The 20,019-nt window shown below is 59.6% G+C and carries 15 protein-coding genes; 11 read left to right on the top strand and 4 right to left on the bottom strand.

The genetic code is table 11. The annotated features are described in order from the left end of the window. Nucleotides 1-97: 97 nt before the first annotated feature. Together J4E42_RS00815 and J4E42_RS00810 are read left to right on the top strand one after the other, a co-directional pair. Nucleotides 98-1,819: a type I secretion system permease/ATPase gene (locus J4E42_RS00815; RefSeq protein ID WP_008041537.1), complete on the top strand. Its 1,722-nt coding sequence runs from the start codon at nt 98-100 to the stop codon at nt 1,817-1,819. Next, nucleotides 1,812-3,182: an HlyD family type I secretion periplasmic adaptor subunit gene (locus J4E42_RS00810; protein WP_008041538.1), complete on the top strand. Its 1,371-nt coding sequence runs from the start codon at nt 1,812-1,814 to the stop codon at nt 3,180-3,182. Before J4E42_RS00815 ends, J4E42_RS00810 begins: the two co-directional genes overlap by 8 nt. A 212-nt stretch (nt 3,183-3,394) precedes the next feature. Here J4E42_RS00810 and J4E42_RS00805 read toward each other — a convergent pair whose 3' ends face one another. Beyond that, on the bottom strand, nt 3,395-9,010 hold the full coding sequence (locus J4E42_RS00805) for a putative Ig domain-containing protein (protein WP_207284314.1): 5,616 nt from the start codon (nt 9,008-9,010) through the stop codon (nt 3,395-3,397). A 396-nt stretch (nt 9,011-9,406) separates the two neighbouring features. Here J4E42_RS00805 and J4E42_RS00800 point away from each other — a divergent pair, with 396 nt between their 5' ends. After that, nucleotides 9,407-10,024 carry a dTMP kinase gene (locus tag J4E42_RS00800; protein ID WP_008041540.1) on the top strand — a complete coding sequence of 206 codons (618 nt, stop codon included), beginning with the start codon at nt 9,407-9,409 and terminating at the stop codon, nt 10,022-10,024. A 138-nt stretch (nt 10,025-10,162) separates the two neighbouring features. Here the strand turns inward: J4E42_RS00800 and J4E42_RS00795 are convergent, their stop codons facing one another. Both J4E42_RS00795 and J4E42_RS00790 read right to left on the bottom strand, forming a co-directional pair. After that, the gene (locus tag J4E42_RS00795) at nt 10,163-10,663 is read right to left on the bottom strand and encodes a cupin domain-containing protein (RefSeq protein WP_207284313.1); all 501 of its coding nucleotides are present in this window, start codon (nt 10,661-10,663) and stop codon (nt 10,163-10,165) included. A 68-nt stretch (nt 10,664-10,731) separates the two neighbouring features. Beyond that, the gene (locus tag J4E42_RS00790) at nt 10,732-11,238 is read right to left on the bottom strand and encodes a transporter suffix domain-containing protein (RefSeq protein WP_008041543.1); all 507 of its coding nucleotides are present in this window, start codon (nt 11,236-11,238) and stop codon (nt 10,732-10,734) included. A gap of 104 nt (nt 11,239-11,342) precedes the next feature. Here J4E42_RS00790 and J4E42_RS00785 point away from each other — a divergent pair, with 104 nt between their 5' ends. Genes J4E42_RS00785 through J4E42_RS00775 form a run of 3 tightly spaced genes read left to right on the top strand, consistent with a single transcriptional unit; the run spans nt 11,343 to nt 15,011 of the window. Then, complete coding sequence (locus J4E42_RS00785; RefSeq protein WP_192227201.1) at nt 11,343-12,860, top strand: efflux transporter outer membrane subunit; 1,518 nt, start codon at nt 11,343-11,345, stop codon at nt 12,858-12,860. Beyond that, nucleotides 12,857-13,996: an HlyD family secretion protein gene (locus tag J4E42_RS00780; RefSeq protein WP_207284312.1), complete on the top strand. Its 1,140-nt coding sequence runs from the start codon at nt 12,857-12,859 to the stop codon at nt 13,994-13,996. Before J4E42_RS00785 ends, J4E42_RS00780 begins: the two co-directional genes overlap by 4 nt. Next, entirely contained in the window at nt 13,986-15,011 is a 1,026-nt protein-coding gene (locus J4E42_RS00775) for a DUF2955 domain-containing protein (RefSeq protein ID WP_207284311.1), read from the top strand. The genes J4E42_RS00780 and J4E42_RS00775 overlap by 11 nt, the downstream gene beginning before the upstream one ends. Here J4E42_RS00775 and J4E42_RS00770 read toward each other — a convergent pair. Continuing rightward, nucleotides 14,996-15,448 carry a YMGG-like glycine zipper-containing protein gene (locus J4E42_RS00770; protein WP_008026410.1) on the bottom strand — a complete coding sequence of 151 codons (453 nt, stop codon included), beginning with the start codon at nt 15,446-15,448 and terminating at the stop codon, nt 14,996-14,998. The two genes, J4E42_RS00775 and J4E42_RS00770, sit on opposite strands and share 16 nt — an antisense overlap. Nucleotides 15,449-15,724: 276 nt before the next feature. On the opposite strand from J4E42_RS00770, the gene J4E42_RS00765 reads away from it, so the two are divergent. From J4E42_RS00765 to J4E42_RS00745, 5 genes are all read left to right on the top strand, one after another. Continuing rightward, entirely contained in the window at nt 15,725-16,501 is a 777-nt protein-coding gene (locus J4E42_RS00765) for an ABC transporter substrate-binding protein (protein ID WP_008026411.1), read from the top strand. 92 nt (nt 16,502-16,593) lie between these two features. Continuing rightward, the gene (locus J4E42_RS00760) at nt 16,594-17,283 is read left to right on the top strand and encodes an ABC transporter permease (protein WP_207284310.1); all 690 of its coding nucleotides are present in this window, start codon (nt 16,594-16,596) and stop codon (nt 17,281-17,283) included. Nucleotides 17,284-17,296: 13 nt separating this feature from the next. Next, nucleotides 17,297-17,995, top strand: a complete 699-nt coding sequence (locus J4E42_RS00755) for an ABC transporter permease (RefSeq protein WP_008026413.1) — start codon at nt 17,297-17,299, stop codon at nt 17,993-17,995. 9 nt (nt 17,996-18,004) lie between these two features. Next, on the top strand, nt 18,005-19,117 hold the full coding sequence (locus J4E42_RS00750) for a succinylglutamate desuccinylase/aspartoacylase family protein (RefSeq protein WP_192416381.1): 1,113 nt from the start codon (nt 18,005-18,007) through the stop codon (nt 19,115-19,117). An 18-nt stretch (nt 19,118-19,135) separates the two neighbouring features. Next, complete coding sequence (locus tag J4E42_RS00745; RefSeq protein WP_207284309.1) at nt 19,136-19,900, top strand: ABC transporter ATP-binding protein; 765 nt, start codon at nt 19,136-19,138, stop codon at nt 19,898-19,900. Nucleotides 19,901-20,019 lie beyond the last annotated feature (119 nt).

Genomic DNA, 20,019 nt, shown 5'->3' with positions numbered 1-20,019 from the left:
ACGTCAGACTACGTCTATTTTTTTCCAATGCCTGAGGGCAAAAAGCTCGCGATGGATTGCGTCTTGGACCGACTATTCCTTTTGCGGGCGACACTCTATGGGTTTGCTTCTCGATCCACGGCATGACATTGATGCCGCGTTATTAAGCTATCGCCGTGTGTTCTGGTCGTTGGCGCTGTTCAGTGGTGTGATCAACCTGCTGGTGCTGGTGCCGTCGCTCTACATGATGCAGGTGTACGACCGGGTCCTGACCAGTCGCAACGAAACCACCTTATTCATGCTCACCTTGATCGCCCTGGGACTGTTCATGTTCAGCGCCCTGATCGAGTGGGCACGCGGCGAGGTGATGATTCGCATGAGCGCCGGGCTGGACGAAGCCCTGGGCGAGCGGATTTTCGATGCCGCCTTCGCCCGCAGCCTGCGTGAGCACAACGCGAACCCGGCGCAGGTGCTCACCGATCTGGCGACGCTACGGCAGTTAATCACCGGCCAGGGCCTGATCGCCTTGCTGGATGCACCGTGGTTGCCCATCTTCGTGCTGGTGGCGTTCATCTTTCATCCTTGGTTCGGCGTGCTGACGCTGGTTCTCGCGCTGGTACTGATCGGCCTGGCGCTGTGGGGCGAGTTAGCGACTCGCACACGCCTGGACGAAGCCAATCGCCTGGGCGTGCAGTCGTCGATCTATGTAAACAGCACGCTACAAAATGCCGAAGTCATCCGGGCTCTGGGCATGCTCGGGCCGTTGCGCCAGCGCTGGAGCCTGCTGCAGCAACGCATCATTGCCGCCCAGTCCCATGCCAGCGACCGCGGCGCGCGTATCACCGCGACGACCCGCTTCGTGCGCATCTCCGGACAGTCGCTGGCCCTGGGCCTGGGGGCGCTGCTGGTGCTGGAAGGCCAATTGTCTGCGGGCATGATGATTGCGATGTCGCTGCTGCTGGGGCGTGCCCTGGCTCCCGTGGAAATCGCCATTGGTTCGTGGAAGCAATTCAACTCTGGACGCCAGAGTTACCAGCGCCTGAGCCAACTGCTTGCTCAGCAACCGCGCGAGCGCCTGCGCATGCCGTTGCCACCGCCCACCGGCGCGCTGCGCCTGGATCAGGTGTATGTCGGCCCGCCCGGCGCCTCGCAACCGATCCTGAGGGGCATCAATTTCAGCCTGACCAAAGGTGATGTGCTCGCCGTCGTTGGCCCCAGCGCCAGTGGTAAATCAACGCTGGCCAAAGCGCTGGTCGGGGTATGGCCGGCCATGGGCGGGTCGGTGCGCCTGGACGACGCCGAGATCAGTCAATGGTCCCACGACGCCCTGGGCCCGCACCTTGGATACCTGCCGCAGGACATCGAGCTGTTCGACGGCAGTGTGGCCGACAACATTGCCCGCTTCGGCGAGCAGGACGCCGACAAGATCATCGCCGCAGGGTGTCACGCCGGCATTCACGAGATGATCCTCAAATTCCCCAAGGGTTACGATACGCCGCTGGGCCCCGGAGGGCTTGGCTTGTCCGGTGGACAAAAGCAACGCCTCGGCCTGGCTCGCGCGCTCTATGGGCACCCTTCGCTGATCGTGCTCGATGAACCCAACTCCAATCTCGATGAAGCCGGAGAGGTGGCGCTGGTGCAGGCCATCAATGCGCTCAAGGCTACTGGCAGCACCGTGGTGCTGATTACCCACCGGCCGAATGTGCTGGCAGTGGTTGATCACATCCTGGTGCTCAAGGACGGTACTCAACATGCATTCGGTCCAAGGGATCGGTTGCTCAAGGCATTGAGACCGGGGCCAAGACCGGCCGCGGTCAGGGAGGCTGGCGGAGATGCGTGATCTGACCCCTGAGGCACAAACGTACAGCGAGCATGGGCTGAGTGCGCGCGGCACCACAGTGCAGCCACGCGCCAGCACCGACGCCGGGGGCGCGGCACGCTATGGTGTGGGTTTCCTGGTCCTGACACTGGGCGGTTTCCTGCTCTGGGCCTGTCTGGCGCCACTCGACCAGGGTGTCGTGGGCAGCGGCACCGTGGTGGTGGCGGGCGAACGCAAGGCTGTGCAGTCGTTGGTCGGTGGGGTGGTAGAAAAGCTGCTGGTCAGCGATGGCGAGCGCGTCACCCAGGGACAGTTGCTGGTCCAGCTCAATACGGTGCAGGCGCAGGCGCAACGGGACGTGACTTTGGGCAAGTTGCTCAATGATCGTAGCGTCGAGGCGCGGTTGATCGCCGAGCGCCTGGGTTCAGCCGAGATCCAATGGCCCGTTGAACTGCTGGAGCGTGCCGACGAGCCGCGGGTCAAGGCCGCCATGGCCTTACAGAGCCAGCTGTTTCTGACCCGCCGTGCAGAACTGGGCAGCCGTTTGCAGATCATCGAACACGAAGCCGCGGCCTTGCAGCAGCAATTGCTCGGCTACGAGGGCGTCAAGCGCAACTACGACGCGCAGATGCACTTCCAGCAACAGGAGCTGGAAGGCCTGCGCAATCTTGCCCGTGAAGGTTACATTCCGCGTAACAAACTGCTCGAGGCCGAGCGCAATGCAGCCCAATTGGCTGGACAGATTTCCTCCGGAGTGGGCGATGTCGGCAGGACCCGCCAGGCGATCAGCGAAAGCCGGCTCAAGGCCTTGCAGGCGCAGCAGGAATTTCGCCGCGATGCCGAAACGCAGCTCAGCGAAGTCTCTGCCGAGGCGGCCGGTTATGCCGATCAGATTCATGCCTTGCAGTTTGAAGTCGACAACGGCGCGATCCGTGCGCCGGTATCCGGACAGGTCATGGACGTGAGCATTCACACGGTCGGGGGCGTTGCGCAGGCTGGCCAAACCCTGATGCAGGTGGTACCGCTGGATGCGCCGATGGCGATCACCGCGCGTTTCGAGCCGCTGATGGCCAATAAGCTACGCCCGGGTTTGCCGGTGCATGTGCATTTCACTGCCCTGCAACGGGTGGATACGCCGACGGTCACCGGCACTGTGACTACGGTGTCGGCGGACCAGTTGATCAATGAACAGACGCACCAGCCGTACTTTTCCGCCAAGGTTGAAATTCCCGCCGACACCGTCGCCTCGCTGCAGGCCGCTGGTCTGCTGGTGCGCCCCGGCATGCTCGCCGATGTCACGGTGGTGACGGGGGAACGCACCTTGATGAATTACCTGATGAAACCTTTGCGTGAGCGCTTGCTTGCGGCCTTCAAAGAGGAATGAGCGTGAAGCCAGTCCTGCGCTGGCAGCGCGACTGGCCGTGGTGAATTGTGGCGAGGGGATAAATCCCCTCGCCACATCAGTCTGTGTTGGTCTTTGATTTTCAGGCACCGAAAAAAACCTGCGGGTGCGAGCCTGCTCGCGATGACGGCGGTACGTTCAGCATGGAAGCTGATTGACCGACCGCTATCGCGAGCAGGCTCCCTCACATCAGGTCAGGCTGTGAAATCGCTGGCCTGCAGCTCCTTGACGCCCACCATCTCGAATTCGAACTCGGGGGTGACGTCGGCGTTGACGCTGCCGGAGAGGATGCCGTCGGCAAAGCGTAGTTGGCCAGTGGCGTTGGTGGGGTCGAAGGCGTTGCTGCCAATGAACATGAATGCGTCGACGGTGGCGGTCAGCGGGTTGGCGTCCAGGCTGGTGAAATCCAGATGATCACCCTCAGTGGTCTTGAAACCGCTAATCACATCGCGTAAAGCCCCGACGCCCATGTCCGACAGCGCTCCAAACGCGTAGGTGTCCGCGCCAGTGCCGCCGGTGAGGTTGTCGGTGCCTGCGCCGCCGATCAGTCGGTCATCGCCCGAACCACCCACCAGGGTGTCGTTACCGGCACCACCGTTCAGGATATTCGCGGTGCTGTTGCCCGACAGACTGTCGGCGTTGGCGCTTCCCGTCACGTTTTCGAGGAATTTCAAGGTGTCGAGCCCCGACCCCGCGGTGTTTTGTTGTGCGGACGTCGACAGGTTTACAGTAACGCCCGCCAGGGCCCGCTCGAAGGACACTGTGTCGTTGCCATCGCGTCCGTCCAGCACATTGTTGCCGGCACCGGCGAACAGCGTGTTGTCCAGCGCATTGCCTGTCCCATTGGCGGCTCCAGCGCTATCGACATACAGATTCTCGACGTTGCTGCCGAGGGTATAGGCCGCCAGGCTGCTGTGCACGTTGTCGACTCCTCCAGGCACCGCATTGCTGTTGGTCTCGATCGCGGTGTCGTCGACATTGTCGACATAGTAGGTGTCGTCACCATCGCCACCGCTCATGCTGTCGGCCCCTGCGGCACCATCGAGCACGTTGTCGGCAGCATTGCCGGTGATGAAGTTACGCCGCTCATTGCCGGTGCCGTCGATTTCCGACACGCCGGTGAGCACCAGATTCTCGAGATTGGCGCCCAGCGTCCAGCTGACCGAGGCCTGCACGGTATCAATCTGCGCGGTCGAGGTGTTGGTTTCCTCCACACTGTCGAACGCGTTATCGACCACGTAGATGTCGTTGCCATCGCCACCGGTCATTGTGTCGGCGCCCAAGTCGCCATCCAGTGTGTCGTTGCCCGAGCTGCCCACCAAGGTATCCGCTTGATCAGTGCCGGCAATCATCCCGCCCTGGTTCTGAGCGTTGTCGAAAATGGCCTGCACGCTGTTGTTGTCGGTGGGATTGCCCTGGAAGCCCAGGTCATTGGCAATGTAATCGGCCAGGCGTTGGCCAACGATTTCCGCTGATTCCTCGTGCAGGTGCCAGACGTCATCGGGATAGACCAGCGGATCGACTTCGTAGCGCAAGGGCAGGTCGGTGTAGTCCACCGCAAGCTTGACGTCGGCGCGCTCGGCGGCGATGGCCTCCTGGGTGGCGCGGACATAGCCAACCCCCGCAACGATTGAGGCAATCTTCTCTTCCGAATAACCACGGGCACGCGCAGCGTCCTGCTCGTAGTGACCGGTTTCCATCATGTACACGCTGAAGTTGCCGAACTGGGCATGCAGGTAATCAAACACATTCAGGGTCGCGGCCTTGTAGGCCGATGCTGCTGCGGCTTTGTCCGTGGAGCGGCCAATCTCCTGAGCGGCTTCCTCGCCCTGGCCCCAGATGATGCCCATGGTGACGTTATCGATGGATTTGAGTTCGGTGAGCTGGTCCTGCAGCAACGCCACGGCACGCAACAGTGCAGGCCCGGGTTGGTTAGTGTCGGTCAGCCACCAGCACAACTTGAGTTCCTCGGCGCCCAAGGTCGACAGGCCATTGACCGTGCTGCCACCCACCGCGATGTCGATGCCATTGCCATCGGCGTCGGTGAACTGGCTGCGCACGTCATAGGGGGTGTAGCGGTCCAGGTCTTTTACCAGCATCGAGGTGCCGGATTGATCGTCGTCCTCCGTCATGCGCAAAAGGCGCGCATTGGATTGGCCGAGTGTGGGCAGGTAGAGGATGTCTTGCTGGGCGCGCTCGCCAAACACGAAATCACTGGCGGTCAGGGTGTCGAGGTAGTTGCCGTTGAGGGCGATTTCAAAGCGATTGCCATCGACGTCGGCCTCGGCGGATTTGATGTAGGTCTTGTCGCCGGCCGCGTTGAGAGTCATGTACAGCGTGCCATTGCTGCCATCGCCGAGGCCGAGAATACCCAGCGCTGAAACGTCGATCTTGTCGACGCCCGCGGTGAAGTCGTAGACCGTGTCGGTCGCCGTGACCCCCCCGGTGTCGTAGTCGCGGTAACTGTCGAGTACGTCGGTGTAGCGGAAGGCGTCGGCCCCGTCGCCGCCGTACAGCGAATCGCGTCCGCCGCCGCCGTCGACGATGTCCGCGCCAGTGCCGGCCTTGATGGTGTCGTTGCCACCGAGGCCGAGGATCAGGTCGGCGCCCGCCGTGCCGTTGAGGCTTTCGGCGTTGTTGCTGCCAGTGATGGTGTTGGCGGGCGCATCGGCCACCACCAGGGCGAAGCTGTCGCTGACCGACGCACCAGAAGGATCGGTGGCCTTGACCAGGACGTTGTAATTGCCCGACGCCGTGCTGATCGGCGTGCCGGAGAACGCCAGGCTGGTGGCGTTGAAACTCAGCCAAGCGGGCAGGGCGCTGCCGTCGGCGAGGGTCGCAGTGTAGGTCAGCACATCCTGGTTGGCGTCAGTGAAACTGTCGTGGGTTACGGTGTAGTTGAACGGCGAACTTTCGGTGGCGTTCTGGTCGAGAAGGGGGATGGCCACCACCGGCGCAACATTGCTGGGAGTGTTCTGGTCCGCGAAGACAAAATGATTGGCCGTCAGGCTGTTCACCAGGTTGCCCGCCAGCGACACTTCGAAACGGTTGCCATTGGCGTCGGCGGTGAGATCCTTGAGGTAGGTGCGGTTGCTCGAAGCGCTGTAGGTCAGTTGCAGCGTGCCGTTCAGGCCATTGCCCAAGGCCGTGTAGCCGAGCGCCGAGACATCGATTTTGTCGGCGGTCACGTCGAAATCGAGGATCTGGTCACTGGCGCTGGTGGAAGCGGTGCGGTAGCTGTCGAGTTTTGAGGTGTAGCGGAATACATCGGCGCCCGCGCCGCCGGTGAGTTTGTCCGCGCCGGTGCCGCCGACCAGGATATCGTTGCCGGCGCCGCCATTAAGGGTGTCGTTACCAGCGCCACCGAACAGTTGTTCGTTGGCAGCGGTGCCCGTCAGCGTGTCGTTGTTCGGTGTGCCATTAATCACAGTGGGTGCGGTGGGTACGTCCTGTACAGCCAACGTAAAACTGTCGCTGACGGTTGCGTTGCTGCCATCGGATGCAGTGACCTTGATGGAGTAATTGCCCGATGCCGTGTCGTTGGGCGTGCCGCTGAAACTACGGGTAGCGGTGTCGAAGGTCAGCCAACCGGGCAGGGCGCTGCCATCGGCCAGTTGGGCGGTGTAGCTGAGGCTGTCGTTATCCGCATCGGTAAAACTGGTGGCCGGCACGACGTAGCTGAACGGGGTGTTTTCGGTGGCGCTCTGATCCAGCAACGCCGTTGCCACCACCGGCGCGTGGTTGACCGTTGGCGAAGTGGCAAAGACAAAATTGGCGCTGGTCAGCTTGTCGAGATAATTGCCGTCCAGCGCTACCTCGAAACGGTTGCCATTGGCGTCGGCGGTCAGGGTTTTGATGTAAGTCTTGGTACCGGCAGTGTTGAGCACCAGGTACACGGTGTTGTTTTTGCCGTCACCCAGGCCGGTGAAACCCATGGCCGAGAGATCGATCTTATCGGCGGCGATATTGAAGTCAGTGATCAGGTCTCCAAGGTTGGCGCCGCCGGTGTTGTAGTTGCGGTAACTGTCCAGGCGGTTGGAGAACACAAAGGTGTCCGCCCCGGCGCCACCGGTAAGGGTATCCATGCCGGCGCCGCCGTCAATTTTGTCGTCGCCTGCACCGCCGCTGAGGCTGTCGTTGCCCGCCAGACCGAGCAGGGTGTCGGCCGAATCGCTACCCAACAGCGAATCGCTGCCGCTAGTGCCGGTGACCACCCGATTGAAAATGAAGTTGCTGGCGGTAAGGGTGCTCGCCAGGTTGCCCGACAGAATCAACTCGAAGCGATTGCCGCTGACGTCGGCATCGTAGTCCTTGATGTAGGTGCGGTCGTTGCCAGCGCTGTAGCTGACCTGCAAGGTGCCACCACGGCCATTGCCCAGGCCGGTGAAACCGAGGCCGGCGAGGTCGATCTTGTCCTGGGTGACGTCGAAGTCGGTGATGGTGTCATCGAAGCTTGCGGTTGCGTTGCGGTAACTGTCGGACTGGGCGACGAAACGAAACGTATCGGCACCCGTGCCGCCGGTGAGTTTGTCGATGCCCGCACCGCCCACTAGAATGTCGCCACCGGCCCCGCCATTGATAGTGTCGTTGCCTGCTGCACCATAGAAAATTTCGCTGGCCGCGCTGCCCAGCAGAGTGTCGTTGCCAGCCGTGCCTTGCACGGTAGTCATGGGCACCGTGGCGTTTACGTAACTGCCGTCACCATAGACCAGTGTGGCGCCTTTGCTGGTATGGCTGATGGTGTTGCCGATGATGGCGTTGCGATCGGTGCCGTCTTCATTGCGCTCTGCAACACCGTAGGTCGACAGGTTGCTGCCGCTGATGATGTTGCCCTGGATTGTGTTGTCGCTGCCGTTGAAGTACTTGCCGGACACGCCCAGCGTGTCGTCGTAGGACTGGATGATGATTTCCGGTACGGGGGCGCCCAGAGAGTTGTTGTTGAGTGTGTTGTCGATGATCTCGACATGGTTACTGCCGTAGATGCGGATCCCGGCGCTGGCGTTGTCGTGAATATCGACACCACTGACGGTTACATCGCTGGACAGCTTGACCAGCACGCCTTCAGCGCCGTTGCCGTACACCTCACCACCGGTGATGGTGATGTTGCTGGGGGAGGGGATGTCCTCGCTGCCGCGCTGCACCACGATGCCACTTCCGCCATTGTTGTAGGCAACGTTGTTGCTGAGGGTAAAGTCGTGGGTGCTGGTGACGACGTTGAAACCGTGGCGGTCATTGTCGTAGGCGACGTTGTTTTCGAAGGTGCTGTCGCTGAGAAAGTCCGCAACGAAGCCGTCCAGGCCATTGCCGTGGGACACACTGTTCTTGATGACCATGTTGACGGTCTGCTCGTGGGGGTCGAAACCGTACCCGGAGCAATCCTTGATCTCGACGCTGTCGAGGGTGACGTTGGAGTCGTAACCTTCCTGACCGGGAATGTAGCCATTGAACCAGCCGTCGATCTTGTCGGTGGTGTTGTCGCGGTTACCGTCGATAGTGAGGTTGCTGACGCCAAAGTCATGGGTTTCTTCGCCATAGGCCGAGCGGATGACCCCCGTGATTTTGGTGTCGGAGCCGTCAGCCACCTTAACGGTCGTATCGCCCATGCCGTCGCCGTACAGATAGACGTTGCTCTTGAGCATCAGGCAGCCGTCGGAGGGCTCCTCACCTCCAGAAACAATATATGTCCCGGTCGGCATATACACCTGCCCACCGCCTGCAGCGGCCGCCGCATCAATCGCACTTTGTATCGCTGCCGTGTCGTCTGTGATGCCATCTCCTTTGGCGCCATAATTTTGCACATTGAAAATCATTAGCTTATCTCCGTATCGGGTAAGAACCTCGCTAGACGCCAATATTCCATCGACGACCACCGTGTTAGGACCCAGCGGAGTGCAAAAGTTGTGACCGCATATCGGGAGAGTGTCAAAAATCAGGTTTTACTGATCTACGGTTGTGAAGTGTTTCAAAAAAGTAACGCTTTGTTGACGCTTGCACAGATTGCGAGCGATGCCTTTTGGGAGCGACTTGCTTGCGGTGTTCATAAGCGGCTGGCCCCCTGGATTCTGAGACCCGTTAGCCGGAAACCGGGTTAAAGTGTTCATCAATCTCTGTTCATAAGAACCCTCCACTCGATTTGCGTAGTCGCGCCAAGCGGTTCCAGCGAACGAACCGGGCCAAAAAACCGTATATCAATCGTTATGTGAAGAATGAATCGTTCGCTGTTTATATCTCTGGATGGGCCCAAGGGGACCGGCAAAACCACGCTGTTGGAGGCCGTTACGAAAGTACTGAGGGCAGACAACAAGAAGGTGATCCGACTTTGCGAGAAAAAAAGCGATCCCTTTAGGGGGGAAACAATGGCCCTTGTTAACAAGCTCGTCAGAAATCCCACCCGGGATTTGGAGTTGGCGGTTTGTGAGCGCTTTGCTGATAGCCGTACCTGGATTTCCCGGCACGTGCTGACTAAACAGCCACCAGGCAGCATCATCTTGATCGATCGCTGGTACCCGTCTGAAGCCGCGTTTCGCCGGACAGTCCCGTTTGCAGAAATTCTACAGTTGAACATTGATCGAAACGTGCAAGTGCCAGACCTGCATGTCGGGGTTGTCACCGCGCCTGATATTTCATGGGCGAGAGCAGCGGCACGACAGCGTGGGCTGAGCAGTACTGTGATCCATAAGCTGGAAGAACATGTCGCTTGTACCAAATCGTTCGAGCGAGCAATTGCAGATCACGGCTGGGTTTTATGCCGTAATGAAGGAACGATCGAAGACGCAACGATGCAGGTAGTTTCTGAGATCTATAGAGTCCTTCGATGCCCGTAGGCGAAGTTCGCTGAGAAGCCCTTGGAAGAAGTTCCATCCAGACACATCATTTAACATAATATACATTACACGTAACAATATGTTTCGGGATCAGCCCGGTTGCACGCAGATTTTGAAGCGCTGATTCCCCCTCGATCCTCAATCTCTCGTCAGTTGCTCAATCAGCCCTCCATGCTCTGGAAATTCTTCACTGAGCTTTTTCCTGTCGCCCATTTCCATGTCCGCAAAATGAAACTCTGGTGTTACCGCTTCACTGATCAAACCGAATCCCGTCGATCCCTTCATCAACCGCGAAGCTTTCCAGATGCCACCTGGTACATGCAGCTGCAAACATTCTCCGGCCAAAACGTCGCTGCCCATCACGACAGTTTTTAATGTGCCGTCCGGGAAAATCAGGCTGTACTCAATGGCGTCGCCCAGGTGGTAGTAATGCATGATGTCGGATCGGTTCAGGTGAAACTGGCCGACGGGCGAATCTGTGGTCAACAGGTAATAGATGGAGCTCATCGTGTAACGTGGACCACCAATCGTCTCGACCATAGGCTGTTGATCAGCCTGATAGGTTCTTCGGTAGTAACCACCCTCGACATGCGGTTCAAGGTTAAGCGCGGTCACGAGTGCTTCACTGTTTAGCTGCAATGGCTGCTCCGAATGCCATGATGGCAAATAGCTATACTAAATAGCCCTTTAGTTAAGTTAATCAATAATCACACTGCACTGGTGTTCACCACTCGCGCGGTTCGAATGAACAATGCGCGCACTTTTTCCCAGAAGTTGCCCCCCAGTACGAAAAAGCTGCCGATCAACATCAAGTCGCCCAACGCCTGGAGCTGCCAGATGTTTGGCCTGAGTCCAGGCCAGATACTGTCGACATAGGGTTCCAGAAATGCCGAAATCAGCGGCAGACAAAACATCACGACACCGATCCAATGACGCCATGGCCCAACTTCGGTGTCGGTTGCCGGTGCCAGTTTAGACACGTAACCAAATACAGTGCTTTTAAGCTGCTGAAACCCCGCCTTGCCCATGACAGCAATGACGATAATCAACAGCACTTTGTTACTGATAAACAGGACGCCGGTCAGCGCGGCGATCTTGGAACCCGGCATGTCGGTTGCCGCCATGATCGGCACCAACAGCCAGGAGCCGAGCATCAGACAAATGATCGCGATGCCCAGTTTGAATCGCCATCCAGCGGTATGGGGTGCATTCATGGCTGTCGTACCTGTTAAAAGGGTCAGATGTTTGGACAGCTTAGCAGTCAGTTGATCATTTGGACGTCTATGCTCCTGTGAACTTCCTTGGCTGGAAAACATGCATGCATCTGACGCGATCGGGACAACTGTTGCTGCTGGGTGTGCTCGGCTTGAGTGGCTGCGTACGTCTGGGGCCGGATTTTCAGTCGCCGAAGCCCACGTGGATCGAGCACTGGAGCTCCCCTGCCCTTGAGCAATCCAGTCAACGCAGCCTGAACCCGGATTTGCGTCAGTGGTGGCAAGTCTTCGGTGATCCCGTCCTCGATCGTCTGATTGCCGAAGCGGATACGAACAATTCGGATCTGAAAATCGCTGGTCTACGGGTCATGGAGGCTCGTGCGCAATTGGGGATTGCCCAGAGCGGACGCTATCCGCAACTGCAGCAAGCCAGCGCCGACAGTCTGTACTTCAACCGCCGACAATCCGGCGGGAACAATCCTCAGGACAGCCATTTCTGGCAGCACAGTGCCGGGTTCGACATTGGCTGGGAGCTGGACTTCTGGGGGCGTTTCAGCCGAGCGATCGAGTCGGCCGATGCCAGTTACTTCGCCGCCCATGCCAACTATGAAGACGTGCTCGTGCTGCTGCGCGCGCAGCTGGCGGATACGTACTTCTTGTTGCGCACCACCGAGGCACGCTTGCGGGTTGCAAGGGAAAACGCCAAACAGCAAAAGCGTAATTTCGAGATCACCGAAAAGCTGTTCAACAGCGGCCAACAAGCCGAACTCGACTTGCAGCAAGCCAGGACACAATACCTGGGCACCCTGAGCACCATCCCCAGCTTCGAGGACCAGTTGCTGCGCACGCGTAATGCGTTGGCGGTGTTGATTGGCCAGCCGCCCGGTGCACTACCGCAACTCATCGACAATGAAGGATTGATCCCGCTGGTCGACCGCGCCGTGCTTCAGGACGTCCCGGCCAATTTGCTGCTGCGACGCCCCGATGTGCGCGCTGCTGAACTGAATGTCGCGGCCCAGTCGGCCTTGATCGGTGTGGCCGAAAGCGATTTCTACCCGTCGCTGACCTTATTGGGCAGCATCGTCTGGTCGGCCGACACGCTCAATGGCACCTCGAGAAGTCTGGACCTGATCGGTGGCCCCAGCCTGCGCTGGAACCTGTTCGACCATGGCCAGATAAGCAACAACGTGCGCGTGCAGGATGCGCGGTTGCAGCAGTTGATTGAGGCTTACCGCGACAAGGTTCGCCAGGCGGCTCGCGAGGCAGATGATGCCGCCAATGGGCTGATCAAATCCCTGGAGCGCGAAAGCATCCTGCGTGAGGCTGAAGTCGCCGCCAAACGTTCGTTGGTGCTGGCGAGCGCCCAGTATCGCGAAGGCTATTCCGACTTTCAGCGGGTGCTGGACGCGCAACGCGCATTGCTGGAGCAACAGGACAATTACCTGGTCAGCCGCAGCAATGCCGTGAGCAATGTGATCGCGCTGTATAAGGCGCTGGGCGGAGGTTGGTACAGCGCCCAGCCGATCGTTGATCCGGCCACCCGCCAGGACATGAAAAAACGCACGGACTGGGGCGATTTACTGGATGAGCCCGCAGCCGCCAAAAAAGGTAACGGACCATGAGTGATGTCGCGCAACCCTCCCCTGAGGCGCCCTCCTCCAAGGCGCCGGAACCGCCTGCCGACCCGGCGAAAAAAGGGCTCAAGTGGGTGCTGCTGTTGATCCTCCTGAGCCTGGCCTGGTATCTGTTGGCCGACCGCTACACGCCTTATACGCAACAAGCTCGGGTCGGTGCCTTTGTCATTCCGGTGGCCGCGGAAGTGGCCGGTCGGGTCATTCGCGTCAACGTGCGCAACAATCAGGACGTGAAGGCGGGAGACGTGCTGTTCGAGGTCGATCCTCAGCCTTATCAGATCGCCGTCGACCGTGCGCGCGCAGACCTTGAGTCGACACGTCGCCAGATTGGCGCCAGTACCGCCGGCATTGCCTCGGCCCAGGCCAATTTACGCGCCGCGCAAGCCAACGAACTCAAGGCTCGCCAAGACAATCAGCGCCTTGAGGGTTTGTACCGCGACGACCCCGGGACCATTTCCGTGCGCCTGCTGGAAGTGTCGCGCGCGAACCGCGAACAAGCGGTCAGCCAGGTCGCCGCTGCGCGTGCCGAAGTACAGCGCGCGCGTGAGCAGGAAGGTGGCAGCGAGGAAGAGAACGCCTTGCTGCGCAGCGCCGCCACCGCGTTGTCGAAAGCCGAACTGGATCTGGCCAATACGCAGATTCGTGCGCGTTCGGCCGGTTTGATTACCGACTTGCGCACTGACGCCGGGCAGTTTGCAGCTGTAGGCAGTCCGGTGATGACACTGATCGCGATCCACGATGTCTGGATCAGCGCGGACATGACCGAAAACAACCTCGGTCGGGTCCGGGTCGATACGCCGGTGGCAATCGTTCTGGATGCGCTGCCGGGCGAGGTATTCGAGGGGCGCGTGCGCAGTGTCGGTTTCGGCGTCAGTGTCGGTCAGACGCCGCCACCCGGTACGTTGCCCACTGTGCAGAACAGCCGTGACTGGCTGCGCCCGGCCCAACGCTTTCCAGTGATCATCGAATTTTCCAAAGACTCGATGGCCAAACTGCAAGACAGTCAAGCCATTCGTGCCGGCGGTCAGGCTGAAGTCATGGCGTTCCCCACCGAGGGCAATCCGTTGAATCCACTCGGCCGCTTGTTTGTGGGCCTGATGAGCTGGCTGTCGTATGCCTACTGAGCGCACGCCCCGGGAGCAGCGCGCATTGCGCCTGGCCAGCGGCACCGCGATGTGCCTGGCGGCCAGTTTCGGTTTGGGATTGCCGATTCCGTTCATCGCGCCGGTGCTGGCGTTGTTGTTGCTCGCCAGCGTCAATCGTGCGCTGCCGTTTAAGGCTGGACTGGCGCTCGCGCTGATCGCAATGTTGACCACTGGTGTCGGCCTGTTGCTGATTCCGATCCTGCGTTATTACCCGGTCAGCGGCGTACTGTTGATCGGCGTGTGCCTGTTTCTGGTGTTTCGTTTTGGACTGCGCGGCGGCAACAATTTGATCGTCACTTTTCTGGTGATCGGCCTGACCATGATTTCCTCGGCCGGCGTTGCCGAGTTCGACCTCGCGGCGACGGTTATCGGGGCGCTGGTCAAAGGATTGCTGCTGGCCGTGATGGTGGTCGGGCTGAGTCATTGGCTGTTTCCTGAGCCTGCCAACGCACCGTCGCCGCCAGTCGCGCCGCCGATGCCAGCCGAAGAAGTCAGCCGCGTGGCGCTGCGTGCAACCCTGATTGTGCTGCCGGCGTTTTTACTGGCATTGATCGATCCGGCAAGCTATCTGCCGATCATCCTGAAGGCGGTCGGCCTGGGTCAGCAGAGTTCCACCACGGCCCGCAACGCCGGTCGCGAACTGGTCGGTTCGACCCTGCTCGCCGGTGTGCTGGCGGTGCTGTTCTGGAGTGCACTCAGCCTGTTTGTGCACCTCTGGATGTTTTTCCTGTGGATGCTGCTGTTCGGTCTGATCATTGCGCGCAAGCTCTACGCGCTGAGCCCGACAAGTTTAACCCCGGGGTTCTGGCTCAACAGCCTGATCACGATGATCATTCTGCTGGGCCAGTCAGTGCAGGACAGCATCGCAGGCAAGGACGTCTACACCGCGTTCGCCGTGCGCATGGGACTGTTCATTCTGGTGACGCTGTATGCCTGCCTGATGGTGTATATGCTGGATCAGCGGCCGCCAAAACACGCTCAGGGATTGACCTGATACCCCTTTCCTTGCAGGCAACTGGTATAGGCCGTCGAGCTGGTCGAAGCGGCGGTTTTCTGCTGCGCCCGGCGCTCTTGGCGTTGACGCGAGCCACCGACCACCGCGCCTGCCGCTGCCGTCTCTTTGGCGCGATTCTGCCGATAATCCTGCTTTACATCGTCATCGACGCGGTCATAAAACTCGTCGTGCTGGCGCCCGCGAACCTGAGCTCCAGCGGCTCCTGCAGCGGCACCGACCGCCGCGCCTTTCAGGCGGCCACCGGATGTTGGCTGCGTCGATGAACTCTGACTGGCGGCCACGTTGTGGCACTCATTGATGTCCAGCTGTGTCTGTTGCGAGTTCTGCCCTTTCATCGGCACAACCGTTTCTGCCCGACTCTGAGTAGCGACAACCGACAGCGCTAGACACAGGCCAATGCAAGACAACCTGTTCATGAAAACCTCCTGGCATTTTTCTCAGCCATCAAGAGTGTAGATCACCCCCGCTCCCCCTCCTCCGACGGGTGACTGACGGCCCTCACTACACAGCGGTTTCGGAGTCATGCACGCCGAGAATTTGTGCGCCCCGCACTGATATGTTTATTTTCACATGGTTGCAATATGAAATAAAACGTGTCAATTATAGCTGCACACATTTCAGGGACTGCGACATCGCCAGATCGGACGGCTTCTACCCGAACCACCCAAACGCCCCTTCAAGGAGTCAACAAAATGAACAAAAGAGCACTTCTAGGCGCCATGGCACTGTGCGCAACAAGCTTCCTGGCGCATGCCGACGAAGACAGCCTGCGTATCGGTATCGAAGCCGCTTACCCTCCCTTCTCCTTCAAGACACCGGAGGGCAACGTCAGCGGTTTCGACTACGACATCGGCAATGCCCTGTGCGAAGAAATGAAGATCAAATGCGAGTGGGTCATCCAGGAGTTCGACGGCATGATCCCGTCACTCAAAGTGCGCAAGATCGACGCCGTGCTGTCGTCGATGTCGATTACCGAAGACCGGATGAAGTCGGTCGACTTCAGCAAAAAGTACTACCACACGCCGGGCAAGTTCGCGATGAAGGCCGGCAACGTGATCAACGACCCGCTGATTGATCTCAAAGGCAAGAAAGTCGGTGTGCAACGCGCCTCGACTTACGACCGTTTCGCCACCGAACAGCTGGCGGAACGCGGGATCGAAGTGGTGCGCTATTCCTCGCAGAATGAGGCGTTCCTGGACCTGGCGTCAGGCCGTCTGGACGCGACGCTGGCCGACATCGTCAACACCAACGAAAGCTTTATCAAAACCGCGGCGGGCAAGGATTTCGCCCTGGTGGGGCCGGACATCAACGACCCGAAATATTTCGGTCGGGGCGCCGGGATCGCGGTGCGTAAAGGTGACAGTGCCAACGTTGCCCGCCTGAGTGCCGCCATTGACGCCATCCGCGAAAATGGCAAGTACCAGCAAGTGATGAGCAAGTACTTCGCGTTCGATATCTACGGCGAATAAGCCTTCACCCGCCACTCTGGCGCCGGCCCCCGGGCAGGCGTCGCTTTGGGCTTGTTTGCGCGCCTCACCGCGCTCGCTTGAGGAACTTCATCATGCTTCACGGCTACGGATCGAGCATTCTCGATGGCGCCTGGCTGACCGTTAACCTGGCCCTGACTTCCATGGCCATGGCGATAGCATTGGGTCTGCTGGGAGCGGCCTTTCGTTTGTCGCCACTGAAATGGCTGGCGATGCTGGGCGAAAGTTATACCACCCTGATTCGGGGCATTCCCGACCTGGTGTTGATCCTGCTGATTTTCTACGGCGGCCAGGATCTGGTGAACCGCATCGCTCTTGCGCTCGGTTACACCCGCTATATCGATATCAATCCCTTTATCGCCGGTGTCTGCACCATGGGTTTCATTTTTGGTGCCTACCTGTCGGAGACCTTTCGCGGCGCCTTTATGGCGATCCCTAAAGGTCAGGCCGAGGCTGGTGCCGCTTATGGCATGAGGGGCGCGCAGGTGTTCTGGCGAATTCTGGTGCCGCAGATGATTCGTTTCGCCCTTCCCGGCTTCACCAACAACTGGCTGGTGCTGACCAAATCCACCGCGCTGATATCGGTCATCGGCTTGCAGGACATGATGTTCAAAGCCAAGAACGCTGCGGACGCCACCCACCAGCCGTTTACCTTTTTTCTCGCGGTAGCGGCGCTTTATCTGATGCTGACCAGCCTGTCATTGCTGGTGCTGCGCTATCTGGAAAAACACTACTCGGTCGGCATCAAAGCCGCCGAACTGTGATGGGGAGCAACCAATGATGCTCGACTACAACCTGATCTGGGAAAACCTGCCGCTGTATTTCAACGGCATCCTGGTGACGCTGAAAGTGCTGCTGATTTCCCTGGCCTTCGGCCTGGTCCTGGCCGTTCCGCTGGCGTTGATGCGGGTGTCTCGATCGCCGCTGATCAACTTTCCGGCCTGGCTTTACACCTACGTGATCCGCGGCACGCCCATGCTGGTGCAGTTGTTCCTGATCTATTACGGCCTGGCGCAGTTCGAATCGGTACGCCAAAGCGCGCTCTGGCCCTACCTGTCCAGTGCCACCTTTTGCGCGTGCCTAGCCTTCGCGATCAACACCAGTGCCTACAGCGCAGAGTTACTGGCCGGCAGTTTGAAGGCCACGGCACATGGCGAGATCGAAGCGGCCAAAGCCATGGGCATGTCGCGCGTGACGTTGTACCGCCGCATTCTGCTGCCGTCGGCCTTGCGCCGGGCGCTGCCGCAGTACAGCAACGAAGTGCTGATGATGCTGCAAACCACCAGCCTGGCGTCGATCGTCACGCTGGTGGATATCACCGGGGCCGCGCGAACAGTCAGTTCGCGGTTCTACCTGCCGTTCGAGGCGTTCATCACTGCCGGCCTTATCTACCTGGCCCTGACCTTCATCCTGGTTCGTCTGTTCAAGTTGGCCGAGCGCCGATGGCTGGCATACCTGGCACCGCGCAAGCATTAAGGAGCTGTTATGGAGCACATTGAATACCTGTTGCCGTGGAGTGCTTCGGGCACCGAGCGGCGCCTGTCACTGTTTCGCTTTGGCAGCGGGCCGCGCAAGGCTTACATCCAGGCCTCCCTGCATGCCGACGAGTTGCCGGGGATGCGCGTGGCGGTGGAACTCAAACGTCGTCTGCGAGTACTGGAAGAGCAAGGTCGCCTGAACGGGGTCGTCGAGTTGGTGCCGATGTCCAACCCCATCGGCATCGCCCAGATGTTCCAGGCGACCCATCAAGGTCGCTTCGAGTTCTCCAGCGGCAAGAATTTCAATCGTGATTTTCCCGAGTTGACCGAAGCCGTGGCCGCATTGGTGAAAGGCCAACTGGGCGCCGACGCCGACGTCAACACCGCGCTGATCCGTCGTGCCATGGCCGATGTCCTCGCCGACATACCGCCAGCCACTTCGGAACTCGATGGCCTGCGTCGCCTGCTGTTGCGGCATGCGTGTGACGCCGACGTGGTGTTGGACCTGCACTGCGACTTCGAATCAATCATGCTGCTTTATGCCATGCCACAACACTGGCCACGCTTGCGCTCATTGGCCGCACGCCTGGGCGCCGGTGCCGCCCTGCTGGCCGAAGATGCTGGCGGCAGTGCCTTCGATGAAGCCTGTGCGATCCCTTGGTTACGCTTGGCCGAACTGTTTCCCGAAGCCGCTATCCCGATGGCGTGTGTCGCCACGACCATCGAATTGCGTGGCATGGCCGACACCGAGCGCGAGCAATGTGTCGACAGCGCCGAGGCCATTCTCGGCTATCTCGCCGAACAAGGCCTGATCAGCGGTGACTGGCCCCAGGCCCCGATATCCGCTTGTGAAGCAACGCCATTCGCCGGGACGCAATATGCCTACGCGCCGCACCCTGGTGTGGTGAGTTTCCTGCAACCGCTGGGCGCCCGGGTCAAGGTTGGCGATCCACTGTTTGAAGTGCTTGACCCGCTGAACGATCGCCACAGCATCGTGCGCGCCAGCACCGACGGCATCCTTTATGCCCGCGAACGTCTGCGTTTTGCCCAACCCGGTTTGTGGCTGGCCAAAGTCGCCGGCACCCGCCTGATTCGCCAGGGCCGCTTACTCAGCGACTGACACCAGAGAGTGAACAGAATGTACAAACTTGAAATCCAGAATCTGCACAAAAGTTACGGCGCCCACGAAGTGCTCAAGGGCGTATCCCTGGAAGCGAAAGCGGGCGACGTCATCAGCATCATCGGTTCCAGCGGCTCAGGCAAAAGCACCTTCCTGCGCTGCATCAACCTGCTGGAACAGCCGAACGCGGGCAACATCGTGCTCAATGGCGAGCAGCTCAAACTGGTGAACAACAAACTCGGCGGCCTGAAGGCTGCCGAACCCCGGCAGTTGCAGCGCATGCGTTCGCGACTGTCGATGGTGTTTCAGCACTTCAATCTCTGGTCGCACATGAGTGCCCTTGAAAACGTCATGGAAGCCCCGGTGCATGTGCAGGGGCTGGGCAAGAAAGAAGCGCGGGAAAAGGCCGAGCATTACTTGAACAAAGTCGGCGTGGCGCACCGCATGAACGCGTGGCCGGCGCATATGTCGGGTGGCGAGCAGCAGCGCGTGGCGATAGCGCGTGCGTTGGCCATGGAACCGGAAGTGATGCTGTTTGATGAACCGACGTCGGCACTCGACCCCGAGCTGGTCGGCGAAGTGCTGAAGGTCATGCAGGACCTCGCTCAGGAAGGACGCACCATGGTGGTGGTGACCCACGAAATGGGTTTTGCCCGGGAAGTCTCCAATCAACTGGTGTTCCTGCATAAGGGCTTGGTCGAAGAGCGCGGTGATCCGCGTGAGGTGCTGGTAAAACCACAGTCCGAACGGCTGCAACAGTTTTTGGCCGGCAGCTTGAAGTAATCCGCGCGTTTGCGTCACCGACCCTCGCCCTTGCGCTGCACGTCGAGGGTCGGCTTCGGATACACTCGCGCCAACCTCATGCCAGGCCTTCTCTAATTCTCAGGAAATGTTGAGCCGGA

This window comes from Pseudomonas sp. FW300-N2A2, from assembly GCF_017351735.1.
GTDB classification, from domain to species: domain Bacteria; phylum Pseudomonadota; class Gammaproteobacteria; order Pseudomonadales; family Pseudomonadaceae; genus Aquipseudomonas; species Aquipseudomonas migulae.
This window is presented reverse-complemented; position numbering and strand designations above follow the sequence as displayed.

Coding starts and splice junctions, on each gene's coding strand:
- J4E42_RS00770 (WP_008026410.1), bottom strand. CDS start 15,448: ATGAACAGGTTGTCTTGCATTGGCCTGTGTCTAGCGCTGTCGGTTGTC.
- J4E42_RS00810 (WP_008041538.1), top strand. CDS start 1,812: ATGCGTGATCTGACCCCTGAGGCACAAACGTACAGCGAGCATGGGCTG.
- J4E42_RS00815 (WP_008041537.1), top strand. CDS start 98: ATGGGTTTGCTTCTCGATCCACGGCATGACATTGATGCCGCGTTATTA.
- J4E42_RS00780 (WP_207284312.1), top strand. CDS start 12,857: ATGAGTGATGTCGCGCAACCCTCCCCTGAGGCGCCCTCCTCCAAGGCG.
- J4E42_RS00760 (WP_207284310.1), top strand. CDS start 16,594: ATGCTTCACGGCTACGGATCGAGCATTCTCGATGGCGCCTGGCTGACC.
- J4E42_RS00745 (WP_207284309.1), top strand. CDS start 19,136: ATGTACAAACTTGAAATCCAGAATCTGCACAAAAGTTACGGCGCCCAC.
- J4E42_RS00765 (WP_008026411.1), top strand. CDS start 15,725: ATGAACAAAAGAGCACTTCTAGGCGCCATGGCACTGTGCGCAACAAGC.
- J4E42_RS00805 (WP_207284314.1), bottom strand. CDS start 9,010: ATGATTTTCAATGTGCAAAATTATGGCGCCAAAGGAGATGGCATCACA.
- J4E42_RS00755 (WP_008026413.1), top strand. CDS start 17,297: ATGATGCTCGACTACAACCTGATCTGGGAAAACCTGCCGCTGTATTTC.
- J4E42_RS00800 (WP_008041540.1), top strand. CDS start 9,407: ATGAATCGTTCGCTGTTTATATCTCTGGATGGGCCCAAGGGGACCGGC.
- J4E42_RS00775 (WP_207284311.1), top strand. CDS start 13,986: ATGCCTACTGAGCGCACGCCCCGGGAGCAGCGCGCATTGCGCCTGGCC.
- J4E42_RS00750 (WP_192416381.1), top strand. CDS start 18,005: ATGGAGCACATTGAATACCTGTTGCCGTGGAGTGCTTCGGGCACCGAG.
- J4E42_RS00790 (WP_008041543.1), bottom strand. CDS start 11,238: ATGAATGCACCCCATACCGCTGGATGGCGATTCAAACTGGGCATCGCG.
- J4E42_RS00785 (WP_192227201.1), top strand. CDS start 11,343: ATGCATCTGACGCGATCGGGACAACTGTTGCTGCTGGGTGTGCTCGGC.